This window comes from Nocardia sp. NPDC058176 (assembly GCF_042883805.1).
Taxonomy (GTDB): domain Bacteria; phylum Actinomycetota; class Actinomycetes; order Mycobacteriales; family Mycobacteriaceae; genus Nocardia.
This window is the reverse complement of record NZ_JBHVVA010000001.1, coordinates 1,469,632-1,493,895: the sequence shown is the minus strand read 5'-3', so window position 1 is coordinate 1,493,895 and position 24,264 is coordinate 1,469,632. Positions and strand designations below refer to the sequence as shown.

Below are 24,264 nucleotides of genomic sequence, written 5' to 3'. Positions count from 1 at the left end.
CACCCGACCGAAGGTTGCCATGACCCCAGCCACCGACCGACCGCCGACGATCACCTGCGGCGGGCGCGTCCGCCGTCAATCCGACGCCCATCACCGGGCGGGCCTGCTCGCCACCGCGCTGCTGGGCGCCGGGGTCGAACGCGGGGAACGGGTCGCGGTGATGGCGCGCAACGACATCGAGTTCCTCGAGGTCTCCCTCGCCATCGCCTCGGCCGGGGCCAACCCGGTGCCGGTGAACACCCGCTGGCGCGCGGGTGAGGTGGCGCACGTGCTGGCCGACTGCGCGCCGCGAATCGTCTTCGCGCACACCGAATTCGTGCCGATCGTCGAGGACGCGCTGACCCGGGCCGGTATCGACGCGCCCGTCGTCGAGATCGCCATGCCGAAGGAGACGCTCGTCGAGGCCGGTCTCGACCTGGCACTGGCGACACCGACGGGACGCCACCGGCTCTACGAGGACTGGATCACGGACCAGGACACCCCGGTCGGCTACCTCGAGGGCGCCGTGGCCGACTCGATGGGCCTGATCTACACCTCGGGCACCACCGGCGCGCCCAAAGGTGTGCTGCGCGAACGGATGACACCGCACCAGCTGCTCTCGATCGCGGGCGGCATCGCGCAGCGAATGGGCTTGGCACCGGGCGGGCGGATGCTGGTGGCCGGGCCGATGTATCACACCTCGCCGAACGCGGTCGCCGTGCTCGCGCTGCGAATGGGCACCGACATCGTCATCATGCCGCGCTGGGACAGCGAACGGTTCCTGCACCTGGTCGCCGAGCACGGCATCCAGCAGGCCAAGATCGTGCCGACCATGCTCTCCCGGCTGCTGTCGCTGCCCGAGGAGGTCCGGCACCGCTACGACGTCTCCTCGCTGACCCATCTGATCCATTCCGCGGCCCCGTGCCCACCGGCGATCAAACGCGCCGCCATCGACTGGTTCGGCGAGGCGGTCATCGAGTACTTCGGCTCCACCGAGACCGGCACGATCACCTGGATCGGGGCGCGGGAGTGGCTGGCGCATCCGGGCAGTGTTGGCCGACCGGTGGACGGGTCCGCCGTGGCGATCCTCGACGACGAAGGCAACGCGCTGCCCGCCGGACAGACCGGGCGCGTCTACGTGCGCGGGGCCGACTACTGGCCCGCTTTCCGCTACCTGCACCGCGACGGCGCGGTGACCGCGCACGACGACCTGATCTGGGTCGGCGACACCGGCCACCTCGACGCCGACGGATTCCTGTATCTCACCGGGCGCTCCAGTGAGAGCGTGATCCGCGGTGGGGTCAACATCTATCCCGCCGAGATCGAGAACGCCGTGATGGCGATCCCGGCGGTCGAGGATGTCGCGGTGTTCGGCGTGCCCGCCGACGACGATCTGGGAGAGGCCCTGGTGGCGTATGTGGTGGCGCGGCCCGGATTCGCGCTGGACGCCGACGCGGTGCGCACGGCGCTGACCGGTGAACTGGCGAACTACAAACTGCCGTCACAGATCCGGATCGTCGACACCGTGCCGCGCGACGACTCGGGCAAGATCTACAAGCGCGAGCTGCGCGAAGCCCACCGCTGACCACGCCGGCGCCGCGCGGGGAACGAAATCGGGGTGAGCGCAACCGGTGACCGGCGCTCGTGTGCCTGGCTAACGTCTCTGTATCGGATTCGCTGGCTGGAGGAGAATGCGTTGACCATCGAGTCGATCATCGACGTCGATACCGCACTGCATCCACTGGACGACCCGGTGCGCAGCTCCCTGCGGGGTGAGCACCACCGGTTCGCCGACTGGGTGGGCCGGATCGGACGGTACGACCCGGAGGTCGCCAAGTTCGTCGGCCACCCGCCCGCGCTCGATGAACAGGACTGGCGGGACCTGGCCACGGTGGTCGGTCCGGGTGGTATCACGGGACTGCGGGGTTTCGGCCACGTGCCACCGCCGGGCTGGACGGTGATCGAGGAGTTCCGGAGCGTACAGCTGGACGGTACCGGGCTGCGCGTCGCGACCGATCCCGAGCTCGAAATCCTCACCGCCGCCGATGTTCCCGAGATTCTGGAACTGATCGCGCGCACCGAGCCGGGACCGTTCGCGCCGCGCACCATCGAGATGGGCACCTATCTGGGCCTGCGGGTGGACGGACGGCTGGTCGCGATGGCGGGGGAGCGGATGCATCCGCCGGGGTGGACCGAGATCAGCGCGGTGTGCACCGACGCGGAGTTCCGGGGACGCGGGTTCGCCGGTCGGCTGGTGCGCGCGGTCGGCGCCGGGATCAGGGCGCGCGGCGAGACACCGTTCCTGCACGCGGTCGCGTACAACACCACGGCGATCAGCCTCTACGAGACGCTGGGCTTCACCCTGCGCAAGAAGTCCGTCGTGACGCTGGTGCAGGCGCCCTAGATCCGCGGCGCGGCGGTTGTAATCACCGTGCAGGAAAGTGTTCCGGATTCGGTCCGGTTCGATGATCGTCGTACCTATGAGCGTCTTCGCCTTGGGCATCGAACTGGACGGCGAGGGATTCCACCCCGCCGCCTGGCGTCGAGCCGGACACGAGCCCGATCAGCTGCTGACCGCCCGCACACTGCGCGAACGAGTCGCCGCGGCCGAGAACGCGGGGTTCACCTTCGCCACTTTCGACGACTCGATCCTGCCGCCCGCGACCGGACCCGCCGGACGCATCGACGGGCCGACCCGCGCCGCGTTCGTCGCACCCATCACCAGCACCATCGGCCTGGTCCCGACCGTGGCCACCACCTACGCCGAGCCGTTCCACACCACCTCGCAGCTGGCCACCCTCGACTACGCCTCGCGCGGGCGGGCGGGCTGGCTCGCCACCCAGGACCCCGCGGCCGCGCGGACCTGGGGACGACCGGCGGTCACCGGACCCGACGCGCTGGTCACCGAGCAGCGTGATTCGGTGGAAGTGGCGCGGCGGCTGTGGGATTCGTGGGAAGACGACGCCGTCGTGCGCGACTACACCACCGGCCGGTTCCTGGACCGGGACAAGCTGCACTACGCGGACTTCGTCGGCCAGACCTTCTCGGTCAAGGGCCCGTCGATCGTGCCGCGACCGCCGCAGGGCCAGATCGTCGTCTTCGCCGGGGACACCACGACCGACGCGGACGTGGTGCTGGTGAACGCCGAACTGGTGCAGGAGGTGATCGATGCCCTCGACGCGGCCCGATCCGCCAGTGGCGCACTGGTTGTCGCCGAGGTCGAGGTGGTGCTCGACACCCCTGACGTCTCGGCGAGCGAACGGCTCGCCGCGCTGGAGGCCGACGAGACCGCGGAATCCCGTGGCCGCCTGCGCTTCTCGGGATCGGCCAACGATCTGGTCGCGCTGCTGACCCAACTGGCACAGCATGCCGACGGAGTGCGTCTGCATCCGGCCGTACTCGACGAGGACCTGCCGGTGCTGGCCCGCGCGGTCGTCCCGGCCCTGCTGCGCGCCGGTATCGCGCACCGTCCCGTGCCCGGCTCGACACTGCGCTCGAACCTTGGCCTGCACCGCCCGAGCAACCGCTACGCGAAGGATCAGCACTGATGACCGAGGTCCCGTTCCCCGCTGCCGAGGTGCATTTCGGGGTGTTCCAGCAGGGTGTCAACCACAGCACGATCTGGTCGGACGCGCGCAGCGGTTCCCAGATCGACTTCGAGACGTTCCGGCGCGTGGCGACCACCGCCGAACGCGGACTGTTCGACGCGTACTTCCTCGGCGAGGGACTGCGCCTGCGCGAGCAGGACGGCAAGATCCTCGACCTCGACATCGCGGGCCGCCCCGACGCGATCACCGAGCTCGCCGCCCTGGCCGCGGTCACCGAACGCATCGGCCTGGTCGCCACCCAGAACACCACCTACAACGAGCCCGCCGACCTCGCCCGGAAACTGGCCGGCCTGGACCTGCTCTCGGGTGGGCGTGCCGGGTGGAACGCGGTCACCACCGACAACGCCTGGACCGGCGAGAACTTCCGCCGCGGCGGATTCCTCGACCACGCCCAGCGCTACGAGCGGGCGGGGGAGTTCCTGCGCACGGCGCGCGAGATCTGGAACTCCTGGTCCGACAACGCGATTGCCCGCTCGCGGACCGACACCGGGTGGCTGGCGCCGGACGCGGTGCGCACGGTCACCCGCGACAACGAGCACTTCCAGGTGTCGGTGACCCCGACCCTGCCGCGCAGCCCGCAGGGGCATCCGGTGATCTTCCAGGCCGGTGACTCCCCGGCGGGCCGCGAGTTCGCCGCCGCGCACGCCGACGTGATCTTCTCCCGCCACGGCACCCATTTCGACGACGCGCTGGCCTTCGCCATCGACATCAGGTCGCGACTGCGCGCCGCGGGCCGCCCCGAGGACGACATCAAGATCCTGCCCGGCACCCAGATCGTATTGGCGGAGAAGGAATCCGAGGTCGAGGAGAAGGCGCGCTGGGTGCAGGAGAACCAGTTCACAGGCGCGACGACCCTGTCGCTGGCCGGTGAGGTGTGGGGCCGCGACCTGTCCGGGCTCGACCCCGACGGCCCGCTGCCCGCCGATGACCCGGTACCGACCAAGATCTCGGGCGCGCGCGGTGCGCAGCGGGACGGGCAGGACCGGGTCGCGCTCGCCAAGGAGTGGCGTGAACTCGCCGAGGCGAAGGGGCTCTCGCTGCGCCAGGTCGTCATCGCGAAGACCCAGCGCTCCGGTTTCGCCGGCACGCCCGGCCAGGTCGCCGACGAGCTGACCCGCTGGGTCCGCCACGGCGCCTCGCACGGCTTCAACGTCACCCCGTACCTGGTGCCCACCGGCCTGGACGAGATCGTCGACTGGCTCGTCCCCGAACTGCAGGAACGCGGTTCCTACCGCACCGAATACACCGGCACCACCCTGCGTGAACACCTGGGCCTGCGCCCCGCCCGGACATCCTGACCGGCCACGCTCACCCGAGCGTGGCCAGCAGGGCGGGCAGCGCGGTCCCGATCGGCTCGCGGATCACCTCGTCGGCCAGCTCGTCATAGGGCGTGGGCTCGGCATTGACGATGATCAGCCGCGCGCCGTGGTCGGCGGCGACACCGGCCAGCGACGCGGCGGGCTGAACCTGCAGGCTGGTGCCGACGGCGACGAAGACGGTGCACGCCTGCGCGATCGCCATGGCGTGCCCGAGTACCTCGGGGTCGAGGGCCTGCCCGAACATGACGGTGGCCGTCTTCAGGATCCCGCCACAGCGCAGGCAGGCCGGGTCGTCCTCGCCCGCCGCGATCCGGTCCAGCGCCTGCTCGGTGGTGGTGCGGTCCGCACACGCCGTGCACACCACGGCGCGGGCAGTGCCGTGCAGCTCGAGGACCTTGCGGTCGGGCAGTCCGGCCAGCTGGTGCAGCCCGTCGACATTCTGGGTGATCACCCGCACCGCGACCCCGCTCGCGGCCAGCGCGGTGACGGCGCGGTGGGCGGCATTGGGCTCGGCGCGCCAGGCCGGGTGCTCGGCGCGCATGAGCCAGGACCGGCGGCGGATGTCGGGGTCGCGCATGTAGTAGTCGTAGGTGACCAGCTTCTCGGCGTCGGGGTCGCGTTGCCACAGGCCGTTCGGGCCGCGATAGTCGGGAATGCCGCTGTCGGTGGAGACACCGGCGCCGGACAGGATCGCGACCAGGGGCTGGTTCATGCGGTTCAGGGTAGGGCGCGACGGTGCCCGCGGGCGACGGTGTTTCGGCGAACCCTGCCCAATCTGACTATTGGACGCTAAAGTCTGCTGGGATCGGACGTACAGCGGAAGGTGGCAGACGATGACGGCGGCAGCGGTCAAACAGCAGGTGCTCGAACTCGGCGGGGCGTTCATGCTCTCGCGCGAGGTCCGGCAGTTCGGGGCCGATATCGGGGTGCCCGGCTTCCACGGCACCTACACGCGCGGCCGGGGTGGGGTGCTCGGTGAAGTGGACGCCGATGTCATCGTGGCGGCCTTCGGCTTCTTCGAACCCGAATGTGTCCGCACGGCATGGGAATCGGTGCCGCTGCCCGCCGACAAGGCCGCCGAGGCCTACCTGAACGCCTGCCGGGAGTTCGGTCGGCGCAAACTGGCCGCCTTCGAGGAGGCCGACCGGCTGGCCGAGCTGCTGGGGCGCGTGGTCGCGGCTGCCTCGCCGGTCGGCGTGCCGTTGTTCGCGGGATGGCGGGCGATGCCGGTCGCCGAGGACGGACGCGCGGCGGTCGCGCAGTTGACCCACGTGCTGCGCGAACTGCGCGGCGGCCTGCACCTGCTCGCCGTCACCGCGCAGGGACTGACCCCGTTGCAGGCCGTGCTGATCGCCGGATCACCGGTCTCCGACGGCCCGACCCACGCACGCCTGCTGGGCTGGAACGAGCCGTTCGAGCCGACCACCGACGACCAGCGGGCCCGTTGGACGGCCGCGGAAGCGGTGACCGAAGCCCTCATCGCCCCCAGCTTCGAGGTCCTCGACGCCGACGAGAGCGCCGAACTGGTCACCCTGATGACCGCCGCGCACCGAGCCGCCCTGGTGCGCTAGACGTCGGCCGAGAAGGCCATCAGTTCGGCCACCAGGAAGTCCGGCCGCTCCTCGGCGATGTAGTGACCGCTGCCCGGAACGGCGATGACGCGCACATCGATGCCCTTGTCGGCCATCTGCTCGCGCAGGATCCCGGCAGTGTCCTCGGCCGCGAGGGTCAGGATCGGCACTGTCACCGGTGCGTAGGTGGCCAGATCGGCGACGTCCTGGCGCATCGTCTGATACCAGCGGTTGCCGGCCCGAATGGCTTCCGGTGAGTCGTAGGCGTGTGCGTAGATACGGCGCGTGTCCTCGTCCACGGCCGCCTGGTCGGCGAGCATGTGACCGTAGAGCCAGTCGATCAGCAGCCGGAATCGGCCGTCGAGCAGCTGTTCTGGGAGCTGCGGCAATTGGTTGAGGGAGAACCACCAGGGGTACCCGCCGCGGCCATGGGCGAGTGCGGCAGTCTGTTCGTCGGTGGCGGGGAGCATCGGGATGCTCAGCCACGAGGCGTCGGGAACACCCAGGTCGAGGGTGACCAGGCGGCGCACGGCCGAGGGGAAATTGGCGCTCAGGTGGTAGGCGACCGATGCTCCGATGTCGTGGCCGACGACGAAGGCCGACTCGTGGCCGAGGTGGCCGATCAGCGCATGGATGTCGGCCGCCATGGTCTTCTTGTCGTAGCCGGAGTCCGGCTTCGCGGAGCCGCCCATCCCGCGCAGGTCGACGGCGGTCACTTCGAATGCACGAGCGAGTGGGGCCATGACCTTGCGGAACTGCCACCAGGTCTGCGGCCAGCCGCCGAGCAGAATCAGCGGCGCGCCGACACCGCCGGTGACGTAATGCAGGCGGGTGCCGTTCACTGCGGCGTGGGCGCTGGTGAAATCACCATCCAGGGTGGCGGCCAGTTCGGCATCGGTGGGAACTGCGGTTGTCGAGACCATCGACAGAACTCCTTTATTGGAATGAACAGTCAAGAAATGGGGCAGGAAAAGGTGCAGGGGTGTTCGGACTGCTCCGTCAGTCGAAGACGCTGAGTGCCTGGGCGACGGTGTCGTCGAGGAAGCGTCGACGGATCGATGTCTTGCCGACCACGCGAATGCCTTGGAGGACGGTCACCAGAAAGCGGGCCAGCGCCACGGGATCGCGGTCCGCGGGTAGCTCGCCTTCGCTTCGGGCTCGCATGAGGGCGGCCGTCAGAACGGTCTCCATGTCCTCGAGGCTCGAAGTGACGAGGCGGCCGGCGTCACGATCCTCGGGCACCTCCACCGCCGTGTTGGTCATGAAGCAGCCTTTGCGCTGTTCATCGTCGGAAGCGGTCTGGGCGTACCAGCGGACGAGCGACTTGACGGCGTCCAGTGACGAGCCGGGGGCGGAGAGCTGATCCAGCAGGCCGGCGCGTGCGTCGTCCACGTAGCGCTCGAAGGCTCGCAGGAACAGGTCGTGCTTGCCGCCGAAGGTGGCGTAGATGCTGCCCCGTCCGAGGCCGAGATGGTCGACCAGGTCCTGCATCGACGTGGCCTCGTAGCCTTGACGCCAGAACAGATCCATCGCCGCCCGCAGTGCGACGTCCGGATCGAACTCCTTCACCCTGCCCATGGCTCGAACGCTACGCTATTCGGACCGATCGTTCAAATAAACCGCTCAGGACCCCAGGACGTCGCGACCCCGGCCCACGATGAGTGGGTCGGCGGCGCGGACGATCTCGTCGTCCTTGTTCTCGTAGTCGAAGCGCTCGAGCACGTGGCGCATCGCGTTGAGCCGGGCGCGCTTCTTGTCGTTGCTCTTGACCACGATCCACGGCGCGTAGTCGGTGTCGGTGTGCTCGAAGTTCTCTTCCTTGGCCGCGGTGTACTGGTCCCACTTGTCCAGTGAGGCCAGGTCCATCGGTGAGAGCTTCCACTGCCGGACCGGGTCGACCTGGCGGATGGCGAAGCGGGTGCGCTGTTCCAGCGGGGACACCGAGAACCAGAACTTCACCAGGTCGATGCCGTCGTCGACGAGCATGCGCTCGAACAGCGGCGCCTGGGCCAGGAACCGGCGATGCTGTTCGGGCGTGCAGAAGCCCATCACCCGTTCGACCCCGGCGCGGTTGTACCAGGACCGGTCGAACAACACGAGCTCACCGGCGGCGGGCAGATGCTCGACATAGCGCTGGAAATACCACTGGGTGGACTCGCGCGCCGACGGCTTCTCCAGTGCCACCACCCGCGCGCCACGCGGATTCAGGTGTTCCATGAAGCGTTTGATGGTGCCGCCCTTGCCCGCGGCATCGCGTCCTTCGAAGACGATGACGATGCGGCGCCCGGTCGCCTTCACCCAGTTCTGCAGTTTCAGCAGCTCGATCTGCAGCAACCGCTTGTCGGCCTCGTACTCCAGCCGCGAGAGGCGCTCGTCGTACGGGTAGCCCTCCCGCCAGGTGTCGACGATCAGGCCGCCGGGCTCGGTGAGCAGGATCGGATCGTCGTCGTCGGTGTCGTCGACGGAGAACGCGGTGGTGTCGGCGAGATCCACCGCGGTCGCGAGATCGGCGATCTCGCTGATCGCGCGCGGGATCGTGCGTGTCTCGAGCTCGGTCATCCAGCGGACGCTAAACGACCAGCGTGACCGGCCGGTGAACGCACGGTGTGCACGAATTCCGCGCCCCGGCCGGTTCGAACTGAACGTTTGTCCAAGTTGGTCGAGTGTTCACTTGAACGGCACCTTTTCGGAAACTGTGGGGTCTTAGGTTCGGATCGCCCGTTCCCCCGTTCGAGCCGGAGATCACCGCGCATGCGCTTGCCCCTGTCCCGACTGACCGCGTCCTGCGCGGGCGGTCTCACCGCACTCGCCCTGGTCGCGGGTCTACTGCTAGCGCCGGGCGTGCACGCCGAACCCACCGCTGAGACGCTCGCCTCGACCCCGGTCGTCGACGTGCCGGAGCTGTGCGTCGGTGGCGCACCGACATTCGACGATGTGGTGACCGCCGCGGCTTCCGTCGTCCGCGGCGTCGTCGGGCCCGCCGAACTCGCGGCCTACGACCACCGGGTCGCCGAGGTGCGTGCGGCGCTGGCCGCGACGCGGGTCCACCGCGACGGGCTGCCGATGCGACCGGAGCTGGTCGGCACCCGCCCGGCCGAGCTCGACGATCCGATCGTCACCTACCTCGTGAACGGCCTCGACGCGGTGCGTACCGGCCGGATCGACGAGACCATGTCGGTGTCGCAGCTGACCATCAGCGACGCGATCGAGGTGTTCGTCCTCGCGACCGGCATCGTCAAGATCCCGGCCAAGCTGGCCGCGGGCATGGTGCCCACGGTCGGCTTCTTCCTGAAACCGGTTGTCGGCGCCGCGTTCTCCGGGACGAAGGCGCTGGCCCGCGCGGTGCAGAACTCGATCGAGGCCGGTTGTGTCGCCCCGAACGTGTATCCGCCGCTGGTGCTCGACGAACCCGTGGTCGAGCCGGTCGCGGTGCCCCAGCCGATCCGCGACCTCGCCGCACTGGTGATGACCGCCGACGGCACCTGCACACCGGTCGCCGAACTCACCCTGGCGACCGTGGTCGAGCGCACCCGCGCCTTCCTCGACAGCGGTGCGGTCGACGTCGACCGGGTCGCGATGAACGACGCCGCCGACGCGCTGCAGGACTTCCTCGCGGCCAACCGGGTGGCCAAGGTGATGCTGATGCGCCGCGCCGACGATCTCGGCCCGCTGGTCGAGGCGCTGGACATGGGCCCGGTGACCTTCCTGGCCAATCTGGGCGCCGACCTCGCCGAGGGCTCGGCACTCGACACCGTGCCGCTCGCGCAGGTCAGGGTCGAGAACGCCTACGATCTGGCAACGCTGAGCCTCGACGTCGCCAGCCTGCTGTTCTCGGCGGGCACCTCGATCGCCGGGTTCGCCGGAGTCGCCGAGACGATCACCACCCCGCTGTCGATCGTGCAGAAGCTGGTGTTCGCGCCGACCGACTACGGCGCCCCGATCGTCCGAGGCGTCATGCAGTCGATGTGCGCGATCTAGGTCCGCGCGGGGCGCGCGGGTGTCATTGTGTTTCGATCAGGTCAGTTGTCCAGTAGTCCTCCCAGTCAGAAGGTGAGCATGCACGAGCAGAACCCGACCGGTATCGGCCGTCGTGAAGTCCTCGCGGGCACGGCGGGCGTCCTCGCCGGTCTCACCCTGGTCGGCCTCACGCCCGCGGCGGCGGTGCCCGCCGAGGTGCCGAAGTTCCAGCCGAAGGCCGGGCGCAATGTGCGCGTACTGATCACCGGCGACGCGGGCACCGGCACCCGCACCCAGTGGGCCGTCGCCGACGCGGCGCGGGAATTCCATGCGCGCGAACCGTTCTCGCTGGCGGTGGGTCTGGGCGACAACATCTACGAATCGGGCCCCGACGGCCCCGACGACATCCAGTTCGCCACGAAGTTCGAAGACCCCAACGCGGGCCTGGACTTCCCGTGGGCCATGGTGCTCGGCAACCACGACACCAGCGCGATCTTCCCCGGCGACGGCGGCTGGCTCGCGCGCGGCAATCACGAGGTGGCCTATCACGCCAAGTCCTCGCGCTGGTGGATGCCGAGCCGCTACTACTCGGTGCGTGTGCCCGAGGAGAACCCGGTCGTGGAGTTCTTCGTCCTCGACATCAACCCCCTGGCCGCCTACATCCCGCCGCTGCTCGACCCCTACTGGGCCGTCGACGGTCCCTATATGAACGAACAGCGCGCCTGGCTCGACCGCGCGCTGGCCGAATCACCGGCCGAGTGGAAGATCGCCTGCACCCACCAGCCCTACCTGAGCAACGGCCCGCACGGCGACGCGGGCAACTACGAGAACCTGCCGATCGAGCCGATCAACGGCGTGCACGCCAAGCGCTTCTTCGAAGACCATGTGCTGGGCAAGGTCTCGTTCCTGCTGTCGGGCCACGATCACACCCTGCAAGCCCTCGAGCCGACCACGGCGTCCAAGGGCACCCGCCAGATCGTCTCCGGCGCCGCGGGCAAGACCGCGCGCGGGCACGGCCCGGCCAGCGGATCGTCGGACTCCGGCCACCCCGCCCTGGTCGACATCCAGGACGAACTCGGCTTCATGGTCATGGACCTGACGCCGGGTTCGGCGAACCTGCGCGTGGTGACCGTCGACCTCGCCTCGGGCGCCGGCACCGTGGTGTTCGACCGACGCCTGGCCTGACGGTCGAACACCGGGCGGCTCAGTTCTCGTCGGGACGTGCCCGCCGCAGCACCTCGTCCTCGGTGAGGGCGCTGGGCGGATGGTGGGTCAGGCACATCGGGGTGCCGAGCTTGCCGAACCCCGCGCCCTCGGTGGCCCCGTAGAAGCTGCCCGCCGGGAGCCGGGCGACGTCGTCGATCCGGCCGCCCTTGGCCCTGGCCAGCTCGGCGGCGGCCTGGATCTGCACGGGCGCGTTGAGCAGACCGAAGAACTGGGTAGCCGCGTTCCCGGTCACCAAGTTGTGCAACGCTTTCGGTGCCTGGGTGGCGTACACCATCCCGAGCCCGTACTTGCGGGCCTGGGTGGCCAGCTTCAGCGTGCTCTCGGTGGAGGCGGTGCTGCCGCGGGCCGGGACGAAGGTCTGCGCCTCGTCGAGCACCAGCAGCCCGCCCAGCGGCCGATCACCGGCGGGATGCCGTTTGATCCAGGCGAACAGCGCCAATTGCAGCTGGTTGACGAAAGTCTGGCGCTGCTCGTCGGTGGGCAGTCCGATACAGCTGATCACCGAGACGCGGGCGCGTTTGCCCGGCGCGGGGGTGAGCAGCATGCCGGGATCGAGGCGTACGCCCGCGCCGCCGAAGACGGGATCGTTGATCATCGCCGCCTTGAGCTCCTCGGCCATGCCCTCCGCGAGCCGGTGCGCGTCCCTGATGGTGCTGATCCCCTCGGGCAGATCACCCAGCAGCGTGACGAACTCACCGAGATCGCTGCCGCCCCGCTTGGCGAAATGGGTCAGTGCCTCGGTGAGTACCGCCTTGCCGGTGGCGATCCGGCGGGTGGTGAGGCCGGACCTCGGTACCAGGCCCGCGACGGAGGCGTCGATCGAGGTGCGGAACTCGTCGGGGTCGTCGAGCACACCGCTGAAGTCCGGCAGCGGATTCAGCGCGAGGGGCCGGCCCGCTTCCCGGCGCGGGGTCCAGACCACCACGTCGGTGCCGGCGAAGTACTGGTCGGCGCGGGCCACGTCGCCGGGGCTCCAGCCCTGAGGCGGTGCGGGCCACGGGTCGCCCAGGCGCGCGAGATCGTTGTTGCTGTCGATGAGGATCGAGGACACGCCGTGGATCGCGGCCTCTTCGACCAGCCTGCGCAAAAGCACGGTCTTACCCGAGCCGCTGCCCGCGAATACCGCGGTGTGCTTGCGCAGCAGCACCAGCGGGACGGTGAACGGTGCGCCGGTGCCGGTGCGATGCCCGAGCAGGACCGAGGCCGCGCCGTCGCCGTCGGTAGATCCGTTGATCGGTGGTGCGATGGGGGATGGGACCACGAGTGCGCCGGAATCGGTGTTGCCGCCTACCCCGGCCGGTGGGGCGATGGCCGGTGGGACCGGCCGCTCGGCGGATCCGGTGTCGCCGTCCACCCCGACGGACGGGGTGATGGCGGGCGGGACTACCGGCACGGCGGATCCGGTGTCGCCGTTCATCCCGACCGCCGGGGCGGTGACGGGTTGGATCTCCCGCGCGGCGGGATCGGTGTCGCCGTCCACTCCGGCCGTCGGGGCGACGACCGGTGGCACCGGCACCTTGGACCGTAGCTGCACGCGATCCTCGGTTCTGTTGCGCGAGAGGGCCACCCGGCCCAGCACCTCGCTGAGCAGCCGGGACCGGCTGGCCGGGCGCCGGACCGCCAGCCAGTTCAGGAACCCCGGTGCGGCGGCGGTCGACATGGCGGTCAGCGCGGCGAAGGTCCTGACGTCGTCCTCGCAGAGCGGCACCGCCACCCCGTGTGCCGCTTCGAATTCGGTGAGAGTGGCCTTGGTGACCGGACCGCCGGAGAACGGCGTGTTCCGCAGTACCACCAGGTGCCGTTTCGGCGCCCGCTCGTGCAGACCCGCCTCCAGGCCGGCCGAACGCAATCGGGTGAGCACGGCGCGATGGTGCGGATGGCCGATGGCGCGGAAACTCCAGTGCTCCTCGGCTTCGCTGGCCTCGTCGAGGGTGCGGCGCAGGCGGGCGTGCAGGGCTGGTCGCATCGTCGCGGCCCGGTCGACCGTGAAGTCGAAGCCGTCGAGGCGCTGCTCCACGGCATAGACGGTGAGCGCGGCGTTGAGCAGTGTGAACATCTGCTCGTCCTCGTGCTGCGGGTCGAACGGCGAGACGGTGTCGGCGGCCGCGCGCAGTCGCGCGAATTCGGCGTCGAGGTCGGACAGTTCGCGCGCCGCGGGCACGACGGCGACGCCGCGATCGCCGCTGACGGTCTGGAAGTCGGTGAGCTCGGTGACCTCGTCGGCGGCCAGGCAGTCGCGCACGTGCTCCTCCACGCGCTGCAGCAGGCGCCGGGGCGTGAAGTCCGCGATATCGGGGTCCTGGAACGCCACCGGCGACACCGGCCAAGTCGGATACGGCGGCGTGAAACCGATCTCGCCGTACAGGCTGCCGAGGTGGCCCTCGATGATGGCGGTCGCCACCTCGACCCCGGGCAGCTTGGTGGACAGTTCGAGCACCGTGAACCGGTCGGCCGCGGAGTTCACCGCACGGGTCTTGACGAGCTCCCACGACTTGGGGATGCAGGCCGCCACGATGATGGTGCGGGTGGTCTCCTCCCGCATCGACATCAATCCGTCGGCGAGCCGGTTCGCGAGGGAGTCCTCGTCGATCTCGTCGGACTGGGCGATCACGCTGTCGATCTGGTCGATGGCGAGCACCACCGGACCGGTGAGGGCGAACAGCCGCGACAGGTGCTGGAAGATCAACTGCGGCACGCAGTTCCGTTCGCGGAATCCCCAGGCGAGGCGCTCGGTGTCCTCGATGCCGTCGGCCAGGACCAGGAAACTGTGCCCGATCTCGCGCAGCGCGCCCTTCGCCTGATACAGCACCAGCGCGCGCAGGGTGTCCTGACACTGCTGGATCACCTGGACGTCGAGATCCTCGACCCGCTCCAGGAATTCGTCGAGATGGGCGCGGGTGACCGGCAGCGTTCCGCGCAATCGCATCCGCAGCTCGTCCCCGCAGCCGCTGCGCTCGGCGAGCACGCCGAGCATGTGGCCCAACTGGCCACCGTCGGCGCCGAGCAGCTGACTGACCACCCCGTGCACCGCGCCCGCCCAGAACGACTTGCCGTCGATGAGCTTCGGCATGAAGAACGCGCCGCCGCTGTCCTGCACGTGCTGACGCAGCCAGCCGAGCATGTGGGTCTTGCCGACACCGCGTTCACCGCTGAGCACCAGGCCGGTCGGGGTACTGCGCGGCCGGGCGACCGCCGCGCGCACCGCACGGGTGATCTCGGCGACCGCACGCGGGTGCAGGCCGTCGACGTGGTGGTTCAGCGGACTCCAGATCTCGTCGGGTCCGAGCGCGCTGCTGAACTGGATCGACGCGAGAGCGAGGTGGTGTTCCTCGTTCACCGCGACGCCTCGATCGTGAGCAGATGTCGTGGCGTGCCGCCCAGCACGATCGCCGCGTCGAGGTCGGCCTCGGTGAGAGTCTTCTGATCGGCCTCGGAGCGGACGTGGACCCCCTCGCGACGCGACAGCAACCCCAGCGCCCGGTCGAACTCGCCGCGCGGCAGCCCGTCGAGACGCTCGCGCAGCACGGCCAACCGCACGGGTGCGCCGGTGCCCTTGGTGACATGGGCGTAGGCGGCTTCGACCTGACCGGCGATGTCGGGTGGGAAGAGATCGGCGAGGGCGTGGCCGGAATCGGCGAGGTAGCGGCCCAATCCGGCCAGCACGGCGTAGAGCGCGCCACCCGCTGGGCCGGAGCGGTCCGGGCGTTCGGCGCCGAGTTCGGCGACGCATCGGACGGCACCCCGGTCGGTGAGCTCGTGTACGAAGGCGCCGTTGATCCGTGGGCTGTTGACCAGGCCGAGATCGTTGAGGTTGCGGCGGTACTTTCCGTCGAGCTTGAGACCCGAGATCGCGTACAGCTCGGCATTGGTGAGCTCGCGCGCCTCGGCCAGCAAGACGAGCAGCACACTGCGCTCGGTCAGCGTCAATCGGTCATCGGACATGGCTGTTCCCGTTTCTTTCCAGAGGTGGTGGTCATGGGTGGTCGTGCACGGTGAAACCGTCTGCCGCCGCGACGATTCCGGTCGATCGCGCGATGCGGGCGATCGGTCCGTGGACGCCGACCGGGTGACCGTCACGATGGGCGGCCAGCGCGGCGGCGTAGTCCTCGGCCCCGGCCAGTCGCACCGGGACCTGGCGTTGCCGGTCCTCGGTGACGCCGTCGACCGCGAGCGTGCCGCGCACTCCGATGCGCCAGCGGTCGCCGTCGTCGTCGACGAGGCTGGTGATCTGGCCTCGCACGCTACCGAGGCCGAGGGGTAGCTGATCCACGCGTTTGCCCACTGCGCGGAGTCGCTCACCCGAACCGGGCGGGAACGCCACGGATTCCTCGGCGCGGGGGAGCCGGCGCGACCAGCGGAAGTGCAGGTCGAAGGCGGACGCGCCGCCGAGGTCGGCCAGCGCGGTCACCGAGGCGGACACGTCGATTCGCCGCAGGTCGGCGATCGTGTCGGCGCCGGGGGAGACCACGGCGTGCCGTGCGGTCACCGATAGGTCGAACACGTGCAGCGAGACAGTGCGGGCGAAGGTGTCGTCCTCGGTGATCGGCAGTGCCACGTCGAGGCCGAAGGTCTGCTCGGGAAGCGACAGCATCGACTGTTCGAGGAGCGCGCGGGCGGCATCGGACGCGGTGGTCGTCTCGTCGGCGACGGCACGGGCGCTGCCCGCGAGCAGGTCGCGCAGAGCCCGCACCGCACGCATCCCGGCCGGAAGGGAGACCTCCTCCGGCGCGGGTCGCGGACGATAGCTGATCACGTCGAGCTCGGGTGCGGCCATCTCGCGGCGCACCACCCGCGGTGTGCGCCCCTCGGCTGCCGCCACGCACAGCACCAGCTCGCGCAGGCGAATCCCGGTGTCGGCCAGCGCATCATCCGGTGGCACCAGCACGTCGTAGTCCTCGCGGGACCACACCTGCGCCGCCCGCCAGGTACCACTGACGGTCCAGCCGGTGGCGGTCAGGTAGCTGGTCACGTCCTCGGTGCGCAATGGTCGTGTCATCGTGGTCAGCCGACCGGGAGCACGGAGCTGCCGGTGACGAGTCCGCGCAGGCTCGCGGCGGTGAGCACATTGCTCACCGGGATCTTCACGCGCACGCGCCGACGGGTATCGCGCGGGGACAGGCGCGATTCGGTGCGCAGCGAGGTGTAGTAGCCGATGTGGCGCAGCAGCAGACCCGCGGTGCGCAGGTCGGCGAAATCGCCGGTGCGGGGCACGTGGATGACGAACAGGTAGCGCGGGACGGTGTAGTCGTCGCCCGCCAGCTTGTCGAACTGGGCGTGGTGCAGGCCGTCGTAGGCCAGGAGACCGTGTCGCACTTCCAGTTTCGAGGCGGTCTTCACCTGGACGTCGATTCTGGGGGAGAAGCCGCGGGGTGTGCGGCCCGGCATCTTCAGGCACAGGTCGATCCCGTCGAGGTCGACATCGTCCTCGCTCCAGATCAGGCCCGCGGCGGAGGCGAGCACGCGGACGTAGTCGGCGCCGAACTTGCCCTGGTGGTTACGTGTGTCGAGCAACGAATCCCCCTACGAGCAGCGCGCAGACCCCGCGTGACGAGAACACTGTAGCCAAATCTCGAGCGGCAGTTGGCGTTTCGGCATCAAGCTTTTCGGGTAGTGCACGAGAGGGTGCTGTGGGCCGGGGCAGGATAGGCCCGTCTGACGCGTTCCACCCGCGTTCACCTCAGGCCGAGTGCAAGGGTGTCGGGGACGCCGCGGTGACGATAGCGTCCGGCCATGACGAGTCAGCTGGCGAATCTGAACGCGATCTCCGAGGCCACCGCGCAGGCGGTGGCGACCGATCCGGCCAAGGCACAGGTGGTGTTCCGCGCGTCCGGGACGCCGACCGGCACGGTGGGCAGCGTGATCACCGCGCGCTCGCACACGGTGCGCGTCGACGAACCGCCGACCCTCGGTGGCGCGGACACCGACGCCAATCCGGTGGAGGTGTACCTGGCCGCGTTGATCTCCTGCCAGGTGGTGACCTACCGGTTCTGGGCCCAGCGGTTGGGCGTGACCGTCGACGACATCGCGATCACCGCCGAGGGCGACCTCGACGTGCGCGGGTTCTTCGGAATCGACGAGTCGGTGCGCCCCGGATTCCAGGCCGTGCGAGTGCACGTGCGGATCACCGGGCCCGAGTCCGCCGAGCGCTACGCCGAACTGCAGCGCGCTGTCGACGCCCACTGCCCGGTGCTGGACCTGTCGACCGGTGTCACCCCGGTGAACACGACGCTCGAACTCGCCTGAGGCGTGGCGTAGCCGACGCCCACATCCAAGTCCGGTTCGGACGGTGTCTACCGCGAGCGTGGCCGTACTCTGTTGAGAGCCTGCATGTTTGGTGGCCGTAGCCCGTACTGGATGGAGCCTGATGGACCCCACGGACCCTTACCCCCGACCCGTTCCGTTCACCGTGCCGAAGCTACTCGTGGGTTTGGGGTCGCTACTGGTCGTCGCCGCGGCGATCGCGTCGTTCACCTTCACCTCCACCTTCGCCAGGGCGGCGGGGATCCCGGCGGACCTGACCTGGTTGTGGCCGGTGGTGTCGGGCCTCACCGTCGCGCTCGTGGCGTGCACGTTCATCACGCTGGTGGGGATCCGCGACGACCGGGCGACATCGCTGGTGCGGGTCTACGAGCTGCTGCTCATCGCCGCCGTGCTGGCGAGCGTCGGCGGGAACATGCTCGCACTCACCCGGGACCCGATCGTCCTGGGCACGATCGAGACCGCGACCGTGGTCGCGATCCCGCCGCTGTGCCTGATGGTCTGCGTCGCCAACTACCTGCTGCTCACCGCGGTCGTGCCCGTCCGCATCGTGGCCTCGATCCGCGAGGACGACTGGCGGTTGCGTGTCCTCGGCATTCCCAGCTCCTCGCCGCCGTCGAAGGACCCGGTGGCGGCCTCGCGCGGCGACAGCGCCGCCTGGTGGGACCAGCACCGCGGCGAGGCCAGGACACCGCCCGCCGCACCGAAGACCCGCACCTGAGCAGCCGATGCGGTGGGCGGAGCCCGCTCGATGCGGGATCGACCGGTTCGTCGGGTGTCACCGATGACCGAAACAGTCCTCACGCTGGGAGCCTCCGTCGGTGGGCTCGCCGCCATCGCCGCGCTCGCCGATCCGGCTGTCGCGCAACGCGTTGCGGGCCTGGTGCTCGTCGATGTCGTTCCGGAGCCCGAGCCGGACCGGGTGCGCGCGTGGCTCGGTGACCAGGGGCTGGGCGATCAGCGAGCCGATCTCGTCGAGGACATCCTCGCCAGCGGCTCCGAGTTGCACGCGACCGCCGCGGCCTTGGATCTGCCGATCGTGCTGGTGCGCGCCGGTCGGTCCCCGATCGGCGATGCCGATGTCGACCGGTTCCTCGCGGCCAACCGCCGCGTCACCAGCACCGTCCTGCCGGATGTCGGTCATCTCGTGGCCAAGGAGGCGCCGACGGAGCTGGCGCGCATCGTGTCGGCTTTCGCGACCACGTGGCTGACTGGTCGCCACTCGTCATGAACTCTGGAGGTCAGCTGCCCACCCGGGCAGGGCTTCGCGGGCCGACAGCCATGACTCCGGAACCCCGCGGATCGCGCCGTGCGTACCGGTTCCGGTGTGTGCCGCCACTATTCCGCCGACGATCGCGGCGGTGGTGTCGACATCACCGCCCGCTTCGACACAGGCCGTGATGGCCGCGGGATAGTCGGCGAGGAAAGTGGCCGAGACCCACAGGGTGAACGGGACCGTGTCCTGGGCGCTGACCGACGCGCCGTTGCCGAGGGTGTAGGCCGCCTCGGCGACGGAGCGTCCGAGCAGTCGCCGGGCGTGCCGGATTCCCTCCGAGGTCCGGCCGTCCACCAGGTAGGGGTCGACCGCGTCGAGCAATTCCGCTGGTGCGCAGTGTCTTCCGCGGGTAGCGGCCGCGTGGCTCGCCGCGACGGCGACCGCCATGGCGCCGATGATGGCTTCCGGGTGACGGTGGGTGACCTCGGCGGACGACGCGGCTTCGGCGGCCGCGCGATTCGGATCACCGGCGAAGTGGGCGCCGAGCGGGGGCACCCGCATCGCGGCGCCGTTGCCCCAGGAGCCACGGCCGTCGAATGCCGCCCCCGCGGCCTCGGACCAGGGGCGGCCGTCGCGGATCTCGTGCAGCACCACCACGGTGCCACCGCCGTAGCCGCGGTAGGGCTCGCAGCGATCGGCGAACACGGCGGCCAGGGTGTCGCGGTCGATGTGACCGCGGAGCCGGAGCTGCTCGTGGACCGAGCAGGCCATTTCGGTGTCGTCGGTCCACGGCCACGGGGCAGCGGGTGGGCGGCCGTCACGGAGTTCGGGGAACGAGCGACCGGGGACGAAGAACTGTGCTCCTAGCGCATCTCCGACGGAGAGACCGTCGAGGCTGTCGCGAGCGATATCGGGAACCGGCGTCATACGGTGTCGAATGATGCCAGGCCGCGGCGGCCCGGCGCAACGCGTGTCGGCGTGCTCGCTGAGCTCGCTCGCGGCTGTAGCGACAGCTCGACCGGGGAACGCGTCGGAATCCGTTCCAGGACACCACCGGCGAACACGTCGTAGAGGGGCAGGGTCTCGAGGTGGACATAGCCGATGTGACAGTCGCACACCGTGAGCGGGCAGGAACGGGGTGTGAGGGCGGCGCGGTAGGTGCCGTCGTAGAGATTGCCCAGTGGGGTGGGGACGAAATGGCAGCGGCGGACGGTGCCTTCGCCGTCGACCGAGATCACCGAAGAGCCGGTGCGGCACGGGGCTCCGGCCGAGCGGTGGGGGTGGCGGCTGAACGGAAACAGGTCGTCGATGGCGGTCCATTCGGCGGCCTGGTCATCGGTGTAGGTGTGCCCTTCGGCCGCGTTGACCCAGAGATAGATGTGGTCCGGGAGGTCGGCGCGCAGGCGGCGGGCGTGCTCGAGGTGCTCGGGCAGCCCGACGATCCCGACACTGAACCGGATGCCCTGGGCGGCAAGGCGTTCGGCCTTGTCCAGGAATCGCCGATACGGCGTCTGGCCGGGGTGATAGGTGCACCAGAGCGCGAGAGTGTCGGGGTCGGCGTCGGCGGTCCACTCGATCCGGCCGCTGAGGTTGGTCTGAATGGCGACGCGGTCGACGTGCGGTTGTCGTGACAGGTCGACCATCGCCTTGCGATACCAAGACCGCACGAGACCTTCCCCCCACGGCGTGAACAGCACCGAGAGCCGGTCGTCGGTCTGCGCGTGTGCCCAGTCGGTGAAGCGCTGCAGCGCGGCGCGATCGGCGCGCAACTGCTCGGTGCTGTCCCGGCGTTTGGCGAAGGGGCAGTACGGGCAGTCGTAGTCGCAGGAGGACAGCGGGCCGCGGTAGAGGATCGTCAGGTCCATCAGCGCAGCTCGTAGGCGGCCATGGCGGCCCGCACGTCGGCGGAGAAGAAGTCGGGGCCGATGGCGTCGGAGTAGGCGAGGCCGGTGGCGGACAGCCGCAACAGTTCGGCGCCGGTGTCGGCGAGCCAGCCGCGCTCGGCGAGGGCGTGCAGTTGCGCACCGAAGTCGTCCCAGGGGTCGGCGCCGAAGCGTCGACGGTAGTCGGCGACGGGTAGGCCGTCGGCCTGCAACAGCGACTGGAGCAGGTGCCTGCGTGCGGCTTCGTCGCCGTCGATCACCCGGCCGTGCACGGCCGAGCCGAAATCCGTGGTGGCGACGTAGTTGTCGATGATGCCGCGTACTTCGCGCAGGTCGACGGCATAGTCGAACGAGTAGTGCAGGCTCGAGGTGTAGGAACGCGCCCCGCAGCCGAGGCCGATCATGCCGTCGGTCTGGCAGGCGTAGTCGTCCGGCCCCTGGGGCGGGGCGTCGCGGCGGCGGAACATCCGCATGGACACCTGCTCGTATCCCTCGGCGAGGAGGTGATCGCGGCCCTGGGCGTAGCGGGCGAGCCGCTCGCGGTCCCAATCCTGTTCGGCGACATCGGGATCGGCGTGCCGGGCCAGCCCGGTGAGCGGGCGCACGTAGAGCGGGTAGAGGTAGATCTCCTCCGGACGCCAGGCCAGCGCCGCGTCGAGGGAGTGCCGCCAGCTCGCGGCGGTCTGGCCGTCGATGCCGTAGATGAGGTCGATGTTGAGCACCGGAATCCTCGCGTCGCGGATCCGGCCCAGTGCCGCTTCGACATCGGCGCGCCGTTGCGGTCGCACGGCCGCGCGGGCCTCCTCGTCGATGAAGCTCTGCACACCCAGGCTCAGGCGGGTCGCGCCGCGCTCGGCGAGCACGGCCAGCCGGTCGGCGGTGGAAGTCGACGGTGACGCCTCGACCGAGAGCGGGATCGTGCGCAGATCAGCGCCCATGATCTCTTCGGCGATATCGCAGAGCCGGGTCAGCTCGCCCGCGTCGAGGAAGGTCGGTGTGCCGCCACCGAAGGCCGCGTTGGCGAAGCGCGGTGCTTCGGCCTCACCCAATGCCTCGCGGACGGCGGTGGCCTGGCGGGCGAGGGCGTCGAGATAGCGGCCCGTCAGGTCGCCCGGTGCGCCGACCCTGGTGAACAGATTGCAGAAGCCGCAGCGCACCTCACAGAACGGGATGTGCAGATACAGCGAGAGTGCCGAACGGGATTCGCCCGCCCACACGCGCGAGAGCGCGGGCCGATCGGGCAGCGGACGGTAGGCGGTCTTGTGCGGGTAGGCGTAGACGTAGTTCTGATACGGCCGGGGTAGGACGGTGTCGATCATGCGGACGGCTCCAGGAAGAAGTGGCTGTAGGGGACCGTCCACACGCTCTCGTGGCCGAGCCGGTGACCGGTGTAGCCGTCGTCGCCATAGGCGGTGCCGTGGTCGGAGCACACGATCGCGAAGCAGCGGCGACGCGACCGCATGGCCGCGAACAGGCGCCCGACGTGGGCGTCGATGTATTCGAGCGCGGCCGCGTGGGTCTCGCGGCTGTCGCCCGCCGCGCGGGTGGCGCCGGGCAGATGGAACCAGTTCGGCTGGTGCAGCGCGGAGGCGTTGACGAACAGGAAGATCCGTTGCTCGGCGGGCAGGGCGGCGATCGCCCGTTCGGCGCACGCCACCTGGGCCTCGAAAGAAGTCGGCGAGGCCACGGAGAACTCCGGCTCCCAATGACTCTCGGTGAACAGGCCGGGGAGCACGCTGCCGAGCGCGCCCTGTTTGTTGAAGAAGCCGACACCGCCGATACAGACGGTGTGATAGCCGCGGCCGGCCAGCGCGGTCACCAGATCGGGTTCGTCGAAGACGAAGGTGCCGTCGGCGGTGGTCTCGCTGCCGGCGAAGCGGGCGGCGAACAGCCTCGGGTGCGGGCCCGGCGCGGCCGGGGTGGGCAGGAATCCGGCGAAGATGGCTTGGTGGGAAGCGTAGGTGAAACTGCCGGGCGCGTGCCTGCGCTGCCAGCGGCCCTCGGGCAGGTGCGCCGAGAGGGTGGGCAGACGGCCCGCCGCCGCGAGCTCGACGGCGACGTCGTAGCGGAGGGTGTCGAGGGTGAGCAGGAGCAGGTCGTCGCGGCCGATGACCTCGGTCATGTCCGGGCGTGGCAGCGTGGGTTGGGTCATCGAGGAGTTCCGATCGTGGCCGGTCGCGGTGTGGCGGCGGCGAAGTGGGCGGCGGCGGACACCTGGGTCGCGTAGGTGTCGAGCCCCTCGGCGGGCGTGCCGGGGAGCCCGGTGAGACCGGGGAGCAGGTCACCGAAGGCATTGACCTCGCCGACGGTGAACCGGCGCCATCCGACACCGGGCAGGAGGTCGACGCCCACACAGAGGGTGTCGGGGAAGCACGCAGCGGCGCGTTCAGAGATCGCCATGGCCTCGGCCCACCGGTCACCCGCCGCGGCACGGACCGCGTCGAGGTCACCGCGCGAGCCGCCCAGGTGCAGATTGGTCATGGGCGAGCGGCTGGTGCGGACGACCACGTGGGTGGCGCGGCCTGCGACGACGACCACCCGCAGATCGGCGGCCCGTCCGCCGAGGGTGGCCTTGGGAATCCAGCGCTCGAGATGCAGCCCGTCGGGGGCGAGCCGGTCGACGATCGCGGCGATCTCGCGTTCGTCGCGATAGCGCCGCACGCGCAGGGAATTGTGCAGCGCGCCCTCGTGATCCACCTCGACCGACGTGGTCGCCTGCCAGCGTCCCGAGCTGGTCGACTCGACGGCGAGCACGCCCGAGGCCGACGATCCGTGCGCGAGCTTGACGAAGACCCGCGACATCCCGGCCGCGCGCATGCGCTCCCGCACCTCGGTCCAGCCGCGCAGCGGACCTGTTCCCGGCGCGGGTGGTACCGGGACGCCCGCCGCGGTGAGTCGCGCGTGGCAGCGTCGTTTGTCGAACAGCACCGCGAGATCGTCCGGATCGTCGAACCGCTGCCCACCACGCAGGGAGGTGACGGCGGCGAGAAAGTTCGTGTACCAGCGCGCCGAACCCTCCACGCGGGTCGGTGCGTGCATTCCGCGCAACAGTGCGTCGACTGCCGGATTCTCACCGGGGGAGTCCAAGCGGACGAGCTCGTCCTCGGCGAAGTCGTGACCACCCTCGGTCAGCACCGTCTGCCACGGGACGACCCGGGGCGCGGCGTGTCCGGCGGCCAGTACCGCGTCGGTGAACAGCCGGACCCGCCGGTTCTCGGGGTTACCGACCACCACCCAGCGCATGTC

At 70.0% G+C, this 24,264-nt stretch carries 23 protein-coding genes; 10 read left to right on the top strand and 13 right to left on the bottom strand.

Annotation, left to right across the window (positions count from 1 at the left end):
• Positions 1–19: 19 nt before the first annotated feature.
• From ACFVVM_RS06980 to ACFVVM_RS06965, 4 genes are all read left to right on the top strand, one after another.
• Positions 20–1,564, top strand: coding sequence for an AMP-binding protein (locus tag ACFVVM_RS06980; RefSeq protein WP_387613962.1), 1,545 nt, complete (start codon positions 20–22; stop codon positions 1,562–1,564).
• Between the two features lie 111 nt (positions 1,565–1,675).
• On the top strand, positions 1,676–2,383 hold the full coding sequence (locus tag ACFVVM_RS06975) for a GNAT family N-acetyltransferase (RefSeq protein WP_387613960.1): 708 nt from the start codon (positions 1,676–1,678) through the stop codon (positions 2,381–2,383).
• Positions 2,384–2,459: 76 nt separating this feature from the next.
• Positions 2,460–3,527, top strand: a complete 1,068-nt coding sequence (locus ACFVVM_RS06970) for an LLM class flavin-dependent oxidoreductase (RefSeq protein ID WP_387613958.1) — start codon at positions 2,460–2,462, stop codon at positions 3,525–3,527.
• A complete protein-coding gene (locus ACFVVM_RS06965; protein WP_387613955.1) occupies positions 3,527–4,885 on the top strand; it encodes an NtaA/DmoA family FMN-dependent monooxygenase in 1,359 nt (452 codons plus the stop codon). The genes ACFVVM_RS06970 and ACFVVM_RS06965 overlap by 1 nt, the downstream gene beginning before the upstream one ends.
• 10 nt (positions 4,886–4,895) lie before the next feature.
• Here ACFVVM_RS06965 and ACFVVM_RS06960 read toward each other — a convergent pair whose 3' ends face one another.
• Complete coding sequence (locus tag ACFVVM_RS06960) at positions 4,896–5,618, bottom strand: NAD-dependent deacetylase (RefSeq protein ID WP_387613952.1); 723 nt, start codon at positions 5,616–5,618, stop codon at positions 4,896–4,898.
• A 121-nt stretch (positions 5,619–5,739) separates the two neighbouring features.
• On the opposite strand from ACFVVM_RS06960, the gene ACFVVM_RS06955 reads away from it, so the two are divergent.
• Positions 5,740–6,477 carry a hypothetical protein gene (locus ACFVVM_RS06955; protein ID WP_387613950.1) on the top strand — a complete coding sequence of 246 codons (738 nt, stop codon included), beginning with the start codon at positions 5,740–5,742 and terminating at the stop codon, positions 6,475–6,477.
• Here ACFVVM_RS06955 and ACFVVM_RS06950 read toward each other — a convergent pair.
• The 3 genes from ACFVVM_RS06950 to ppk2 form a co-directional block, all read right to left on the bottom strand.
• Positions 6,474–7,400, bottom strand: a complete 927-nt coding sequence (locus tag ACFVVM_RS06950) for an alpha/beta fold hydrolase (protein ID WP_387613947.1) — start codon at positions 7,398–7,400, stop codon at positions 6,474–6,476. The two genes, ACFVVM_RS06955 and ACFVVM_RS06950, sit on opposite strands and share 4 nt — an antisense overlap.
• Positions 7,401–7,476: 76 nt before the next feature.
• Positions 7,477–8,055 (bottom strand): TetR/AcrR family transcriptional regulator, encoded by a 579-nt coding sequence (locus tag ACFVVM_RS06945; protein ID WP_387613945.1) that lies wholly within the window; start codon positions 8,053–8,055, stop codon positions 7,477–7,479.
• 45 nt (positions 8,056–8,100) lie between these two features.
• The gene (gene ppk2, locus ACFVVM_RS06940) at positions 8,101–9,036 is read right to left on the bottom strand and encodes a polyphosphate kinase 2 (RefSeq protein WP_387613942.1); all 936 of its coding nucleotides are present in this window, start codon (positions 9,034–9,036) and stop codon (positions 8,101–8,103) included.
• A 192-nt stretch (positions 9,037–9,228) separates the two neighbouring features.
• On the opposite strand from ppk2, the gene ACFVVM_RS06935 reads away from it, so the two are divergent.
• Positions 9,229–10,455 (top strand): hypothetical protein, encoded by a 1,227-nt coding sequence (locus ACFVVM_RS06935; RefSeq protein ID WP_387613939.1) that lies wholly within the window; start codon positions 9,229–9,231, stop codon positions 10,453–10,455.
• Positions 10,456–10,533: 78 nt separating this feature from the next.
• Complete coding sequence (locus tag ACFVVM_RS06930; RefSeq protein ID WP_387613936.1) at positions 10,534–11,619, top strand: metallophosphoesterase; 1,086 nt, start codon at positions 10,534–10,536, stop codon at positions 11,617–11,619.
• Positions 11,620–11,638: 19 nt separating this feature from the next.
• Here the strand turns inward: ACFVVM_RS06930 and ACFVVM_RS06925 are convergent, their stop codons facing one another.
• The 4 genes from ACFVVM_RS06925 to ACFVVM_RS06910 are packed head-to-tail and all read right to left on the bottom strand — an operon-like array spanning position 11,639 to position 17,172.
• Entirely contained in the window at positions 11,639–14,998 is a 3,360-nt protein-coding gene (locus tag ACFVVM_RS06925) for a helicase HerA domain-containing protein (protein WP_387613933.1), read from the bottom strand.
• Positions 14,995–15,603: a hypothetical protein gene (locus tag ACFVVM_RS06920; RefSeq protein ID WP_387613930.1), complete on the bottom strand. Its 609-nt coding sequence runs from the start codon at positions 15,601–15,603 to the stop codon at positions 14,995–14,997. Before ACFVVM_RS06920 ends, ACFVVM_RS06925 begins: the two co-directional genes overlap by 4 nt.
• Positions 15,604–15,634: 31 nt before the next feature.
• The gene (locus ACFVVM_RS06915) at positions 15,635–16,657 is read right to left on the bottom strand and encodes a hypothetical protein (RefSeq protein ID WP_387613927.1); all 1,023 of its coding nucleotides are present in this window, start codon (positions 16,655–16,657) and stop codon (positions 15,635–15,637) included.
• Between the two features lie 5 nt (positions 16,658–16,662).
• Positions 16,663–17,172: a DUF4365 domain-containing protein gene (locus ACFVVM_RS06910; RefSeq protein WP_387613925.1), complete on the bottom strand. Its 510-nt coding sequence runs from the start codon at positions 17,170–17,172 to the stop codon at positions 16,663–16,665.
• A gap of 219 nt (positions 17,173–17,391) precedes the next feature.
• Here ACFVVM_RS06910 and ACFVVM_RS06905 point away from each other — a divergent pair, with 219 nt between their 5' ends.
• The 3 genes from ACFVVM_RS06905 to ACFVVM_RS06895 all read left to right on the top strand — a co-directional run bounded on the left by ACFVVM_RS06905 (position 17,392) and on the right by ACFVVM_RS06895 (position 19,150).
• Positions 17,392–17,904 carry an OsmC family protein gene (locus ACFVVM_RS06905; RefSeq protein ID WP_387613922.1) on the top strand — a complete coding sequence of 171 codons (513 nt, stop codon included), beginning with the start codon at positions 17,392–17,394 and terminating at the stop codon, positions 17,902–17,904.
• Positions 17,905–18,025: 121 nt separating this feature from the next.
• A complete protein-coding gene (locus ACFVVM_RS06900; protein ID WP_387613919.1) occupies positions 18,026–18,640 on the top strand; it encodes a DUF2637 domain-containing protein in 615 nt (204 codons plus the stop codon).
• A 63-nt stretch (positions 18,641–18,703) separates the two neighbouring features.
• Positions 18,704–19,150, top strand: a complete 447-nt coding sequence (locus ACFVVM_RS06895) for an alpha/beta fold hydrolase (RefSeq protein ID WP_387613916.1) — start codon at positions 18,704–18,706, stop codon at positions 19,148–19,150.
• Here ACFVVM_RS06895 and ACFVVM_RS06890 read toward each other — a convergent pair.
• From ACFVVM_RS06890 to ACFVVM_RS06870, 5 genes are read right to left on the bottom strand one after another with little or no spacing between them, the layout of a single operon-like run.
• Positions 19,145–20,062, bottom strand: a complete 918-nt coding sequence (locus ACFVVM_RS06890) for an ADP-ribosylglycohydrolase family protein (protein ID WP_387613913.1) — start codon at positions 20,060–20,062, stop codon at positions 19,145–19,147. The two genes, ACFVVM_RS06895 and ACFVVM_RS06890, sit on opposite strands and share 6 nt — an antisense overlap.
• Positions 20,059–21,000: an STM4011 family radical SAM protein gene (locus tag ACFVVM_RS06885; protein WP_387613911.1), complete on the bottom strand. Its 942-nt coding sequence runs from the start codon at positions 20,998–21,000 to the stop codon at positions 20,059–20,061. Before ACFVVM_RS06885 ends, ACFVVM_RS06890 begins: the two co-directional genes overlap by 4 nt.
• Positions 21,000–22,337: an STM4012 family radical SAM protein gene (locus ACFVVM_RS06880; RefSeq protein ID WP_387613907.1), complete on the bottom strand. Its 1,338-nt coding sequence runs from the start codon at positions 22,335–22,337 to the stop codon at positions 21,000–21,002. The genes ACFVVM_RS06885 and ACFVVM_RS06880 overlap by 1 nt, the downstream gene beginning before the upstream one ends.
• Positions 22,334–23,170 (bottom strand): STM4013/SEN3800 family hydrolase, encoded by an 837-nt coding sequence (locus ACFVVM_RS06875; RefSeq protein WP_387613904.1) that lies wholly within the window; start codon positions 23,168–23,170, stop codon positions 22,334–22,336. The genes ACFVVM_RS06880 and ACFVVM_RS06875 overlap by 4 nt, the downstream gene beginning before the upstream one ends.
• Complete coding sequence (locus ACFVVM_RS06870; protein WP_387613901.1) at positions 23,167–24,261, bottom strand: STM4014 family protein; 1,095 nt, start codon at positions 24,259–24,261, stop codon at positions 23,167–23,169. The genes ACFVVM_RS06875 and ACFVVM_RS06870 overlap by 4 nt, the downstream gene beginning before the upstream one ends.
• Between the last annotated feature and the right edge of the window lie 3 nt (positions 24,262–24,264).

Bases quoted from the DNA above. Each gene is read 5' to 3' on its own strand.
- ACFVVM_RS06980 (WP_387613962.1), top strand. From the start codon at position 20: ATGACCCCAGCCACCGACCGACCGCCGACGATCACCTGCGGCGGGCGC.
- ACFVVM_RS06970 (WP_387613958.1), top strand. From the start codon at position 2,460: ATGAGCGTCTTCGCCTTGGGCATCGAACTGGACGGCGAGGGATTCCAC.
- ACFVVM_RS06965 (WP_387613955.1), top strand. From the start codon at position 3,527: ATGACCGAGGTCCCGTTCCCCGCTGCCGAGGTGCATTTCGGGGTGTTC.
- ACFVVM_RS06960 (WP_387613952.1), bottom strand. From the start codon at position 5,618: ATGAACCAGCCCCTGGTCGCGATCCTGTCCGGCGCCGGTGTCTCCACC.
- ACFVVM_RS06955 (WP_387613950.1), top strand. From the start codon at position 5,740: ATGACGGCGGCAGCGGTCAAACAGCAGGTGCTCGAACTCGGCGGGGCG.
- ACFVVM_RS06950 (WP_387613947.1), bottom strand. From the start codon at position 7,400: ATGGTCTCGACAACCGCAGTTCCCACCGATGCCGAACTGGCCGCCACC.
- ACFVVM_RS06945 (WP_387613945.1), bottom strand. From the start codon at position 8,055: ATGGGCAGGGTGAAGGAGTTCGATCCGGACGTCGCACTGCGGGCGGCG.
- ppk2 (WP_387613942.1), bottom strand. From the start codon at position 9,036: ATGACCGAGCTCGAGACACGCACGATCCCGCGCGCGATCAGCGAGATC.
- ACFVVM_RS06935 (WP_387613939.1), top strand. From the start codon at position 9,229: ATGCGCTTGCCCCTGTCCCGACTGACCGCGTCCTGCGCGGGCGGTCTC.
- ACFVVM_RS06930 (WP_387613936.1), top strand. From the start codon at position 10,534: ATGCACGAGCAGAACCCGACCGGTATCGGCCGTCGTGAAGTCCTCGCG.
- ACFVVM_RS06920 (WP_387613930.1), bottom strand. From the start codon at position 15,603: ATGTCCGATGACCGATTGACGCTGACCGAGCGCAGTGTGCTGCTCGTC.
- ACFVVM_RS06915 (WP_387613927.1), bottom strand. From the start codon at position 16,657: ATGACACGACCATTGCGCACCGAGGACGTGACCAGCTACCTGACCGCC.
- ACFVVM_RS06905 (WP_387613922.1), top strand. From the start codon at position 17,392: ATGACGAGTCAGCTGGCGAATCTGAACGCGATCTCCGAGGCCACCGCG.
- ACFVVM_RS06900 (WP_387613919.1), top strand. From the start codon at position 18,026: ATGGACCCCACGGACCCTTACCCCCGACCCGTTCCGTTCACCGTGCCG.
- ACFVVM_RS06895 (WP_387613916.1), top strand. From the start codon at position 18,704: ATGACCGAAACAGTCCTCACGCTGGGAGCCTCCGTCGGTGGGCTCGCC.
- ACFVVM_RS06890 (WP_387613913.1), bottom strand. From the start codon at position 20,062: ATGACGCCGGTTCCCGATATCGCTCGCGACAGCCTCGACGGTCTCTCC.
- ACFVVM_RS06885 (WP_387613911.1), bottom strand. From the start codon at position 21,000: ATGGACCTGACGATCCTCTACCGCGGCCCGCTGTCCTCCTGCGACTAC.
- ACFVVM_RS06880 (WP_387613907.1), bottom strand. From the start codon at position 22,337: ATGATCGACACCGTCCTACCCCGGCCGTATCAGAACTACGTCTACGCC.
- ACFVVM_RS06875 (WP_387613904.1), bottom strand. From the start codon at position 23,170: ATGACCCAACCCACGCTGCCACGCCCGGACATGACCGAGGTCATCGGC.
- ACFVVM_RS06870 (WP_387613901.1), bottom strand. From the start codon at position 24,261: ATGCGCTGGGTGGTGGTCGGTAACCCCGAGAACCGGCGGGTCCGGCTG.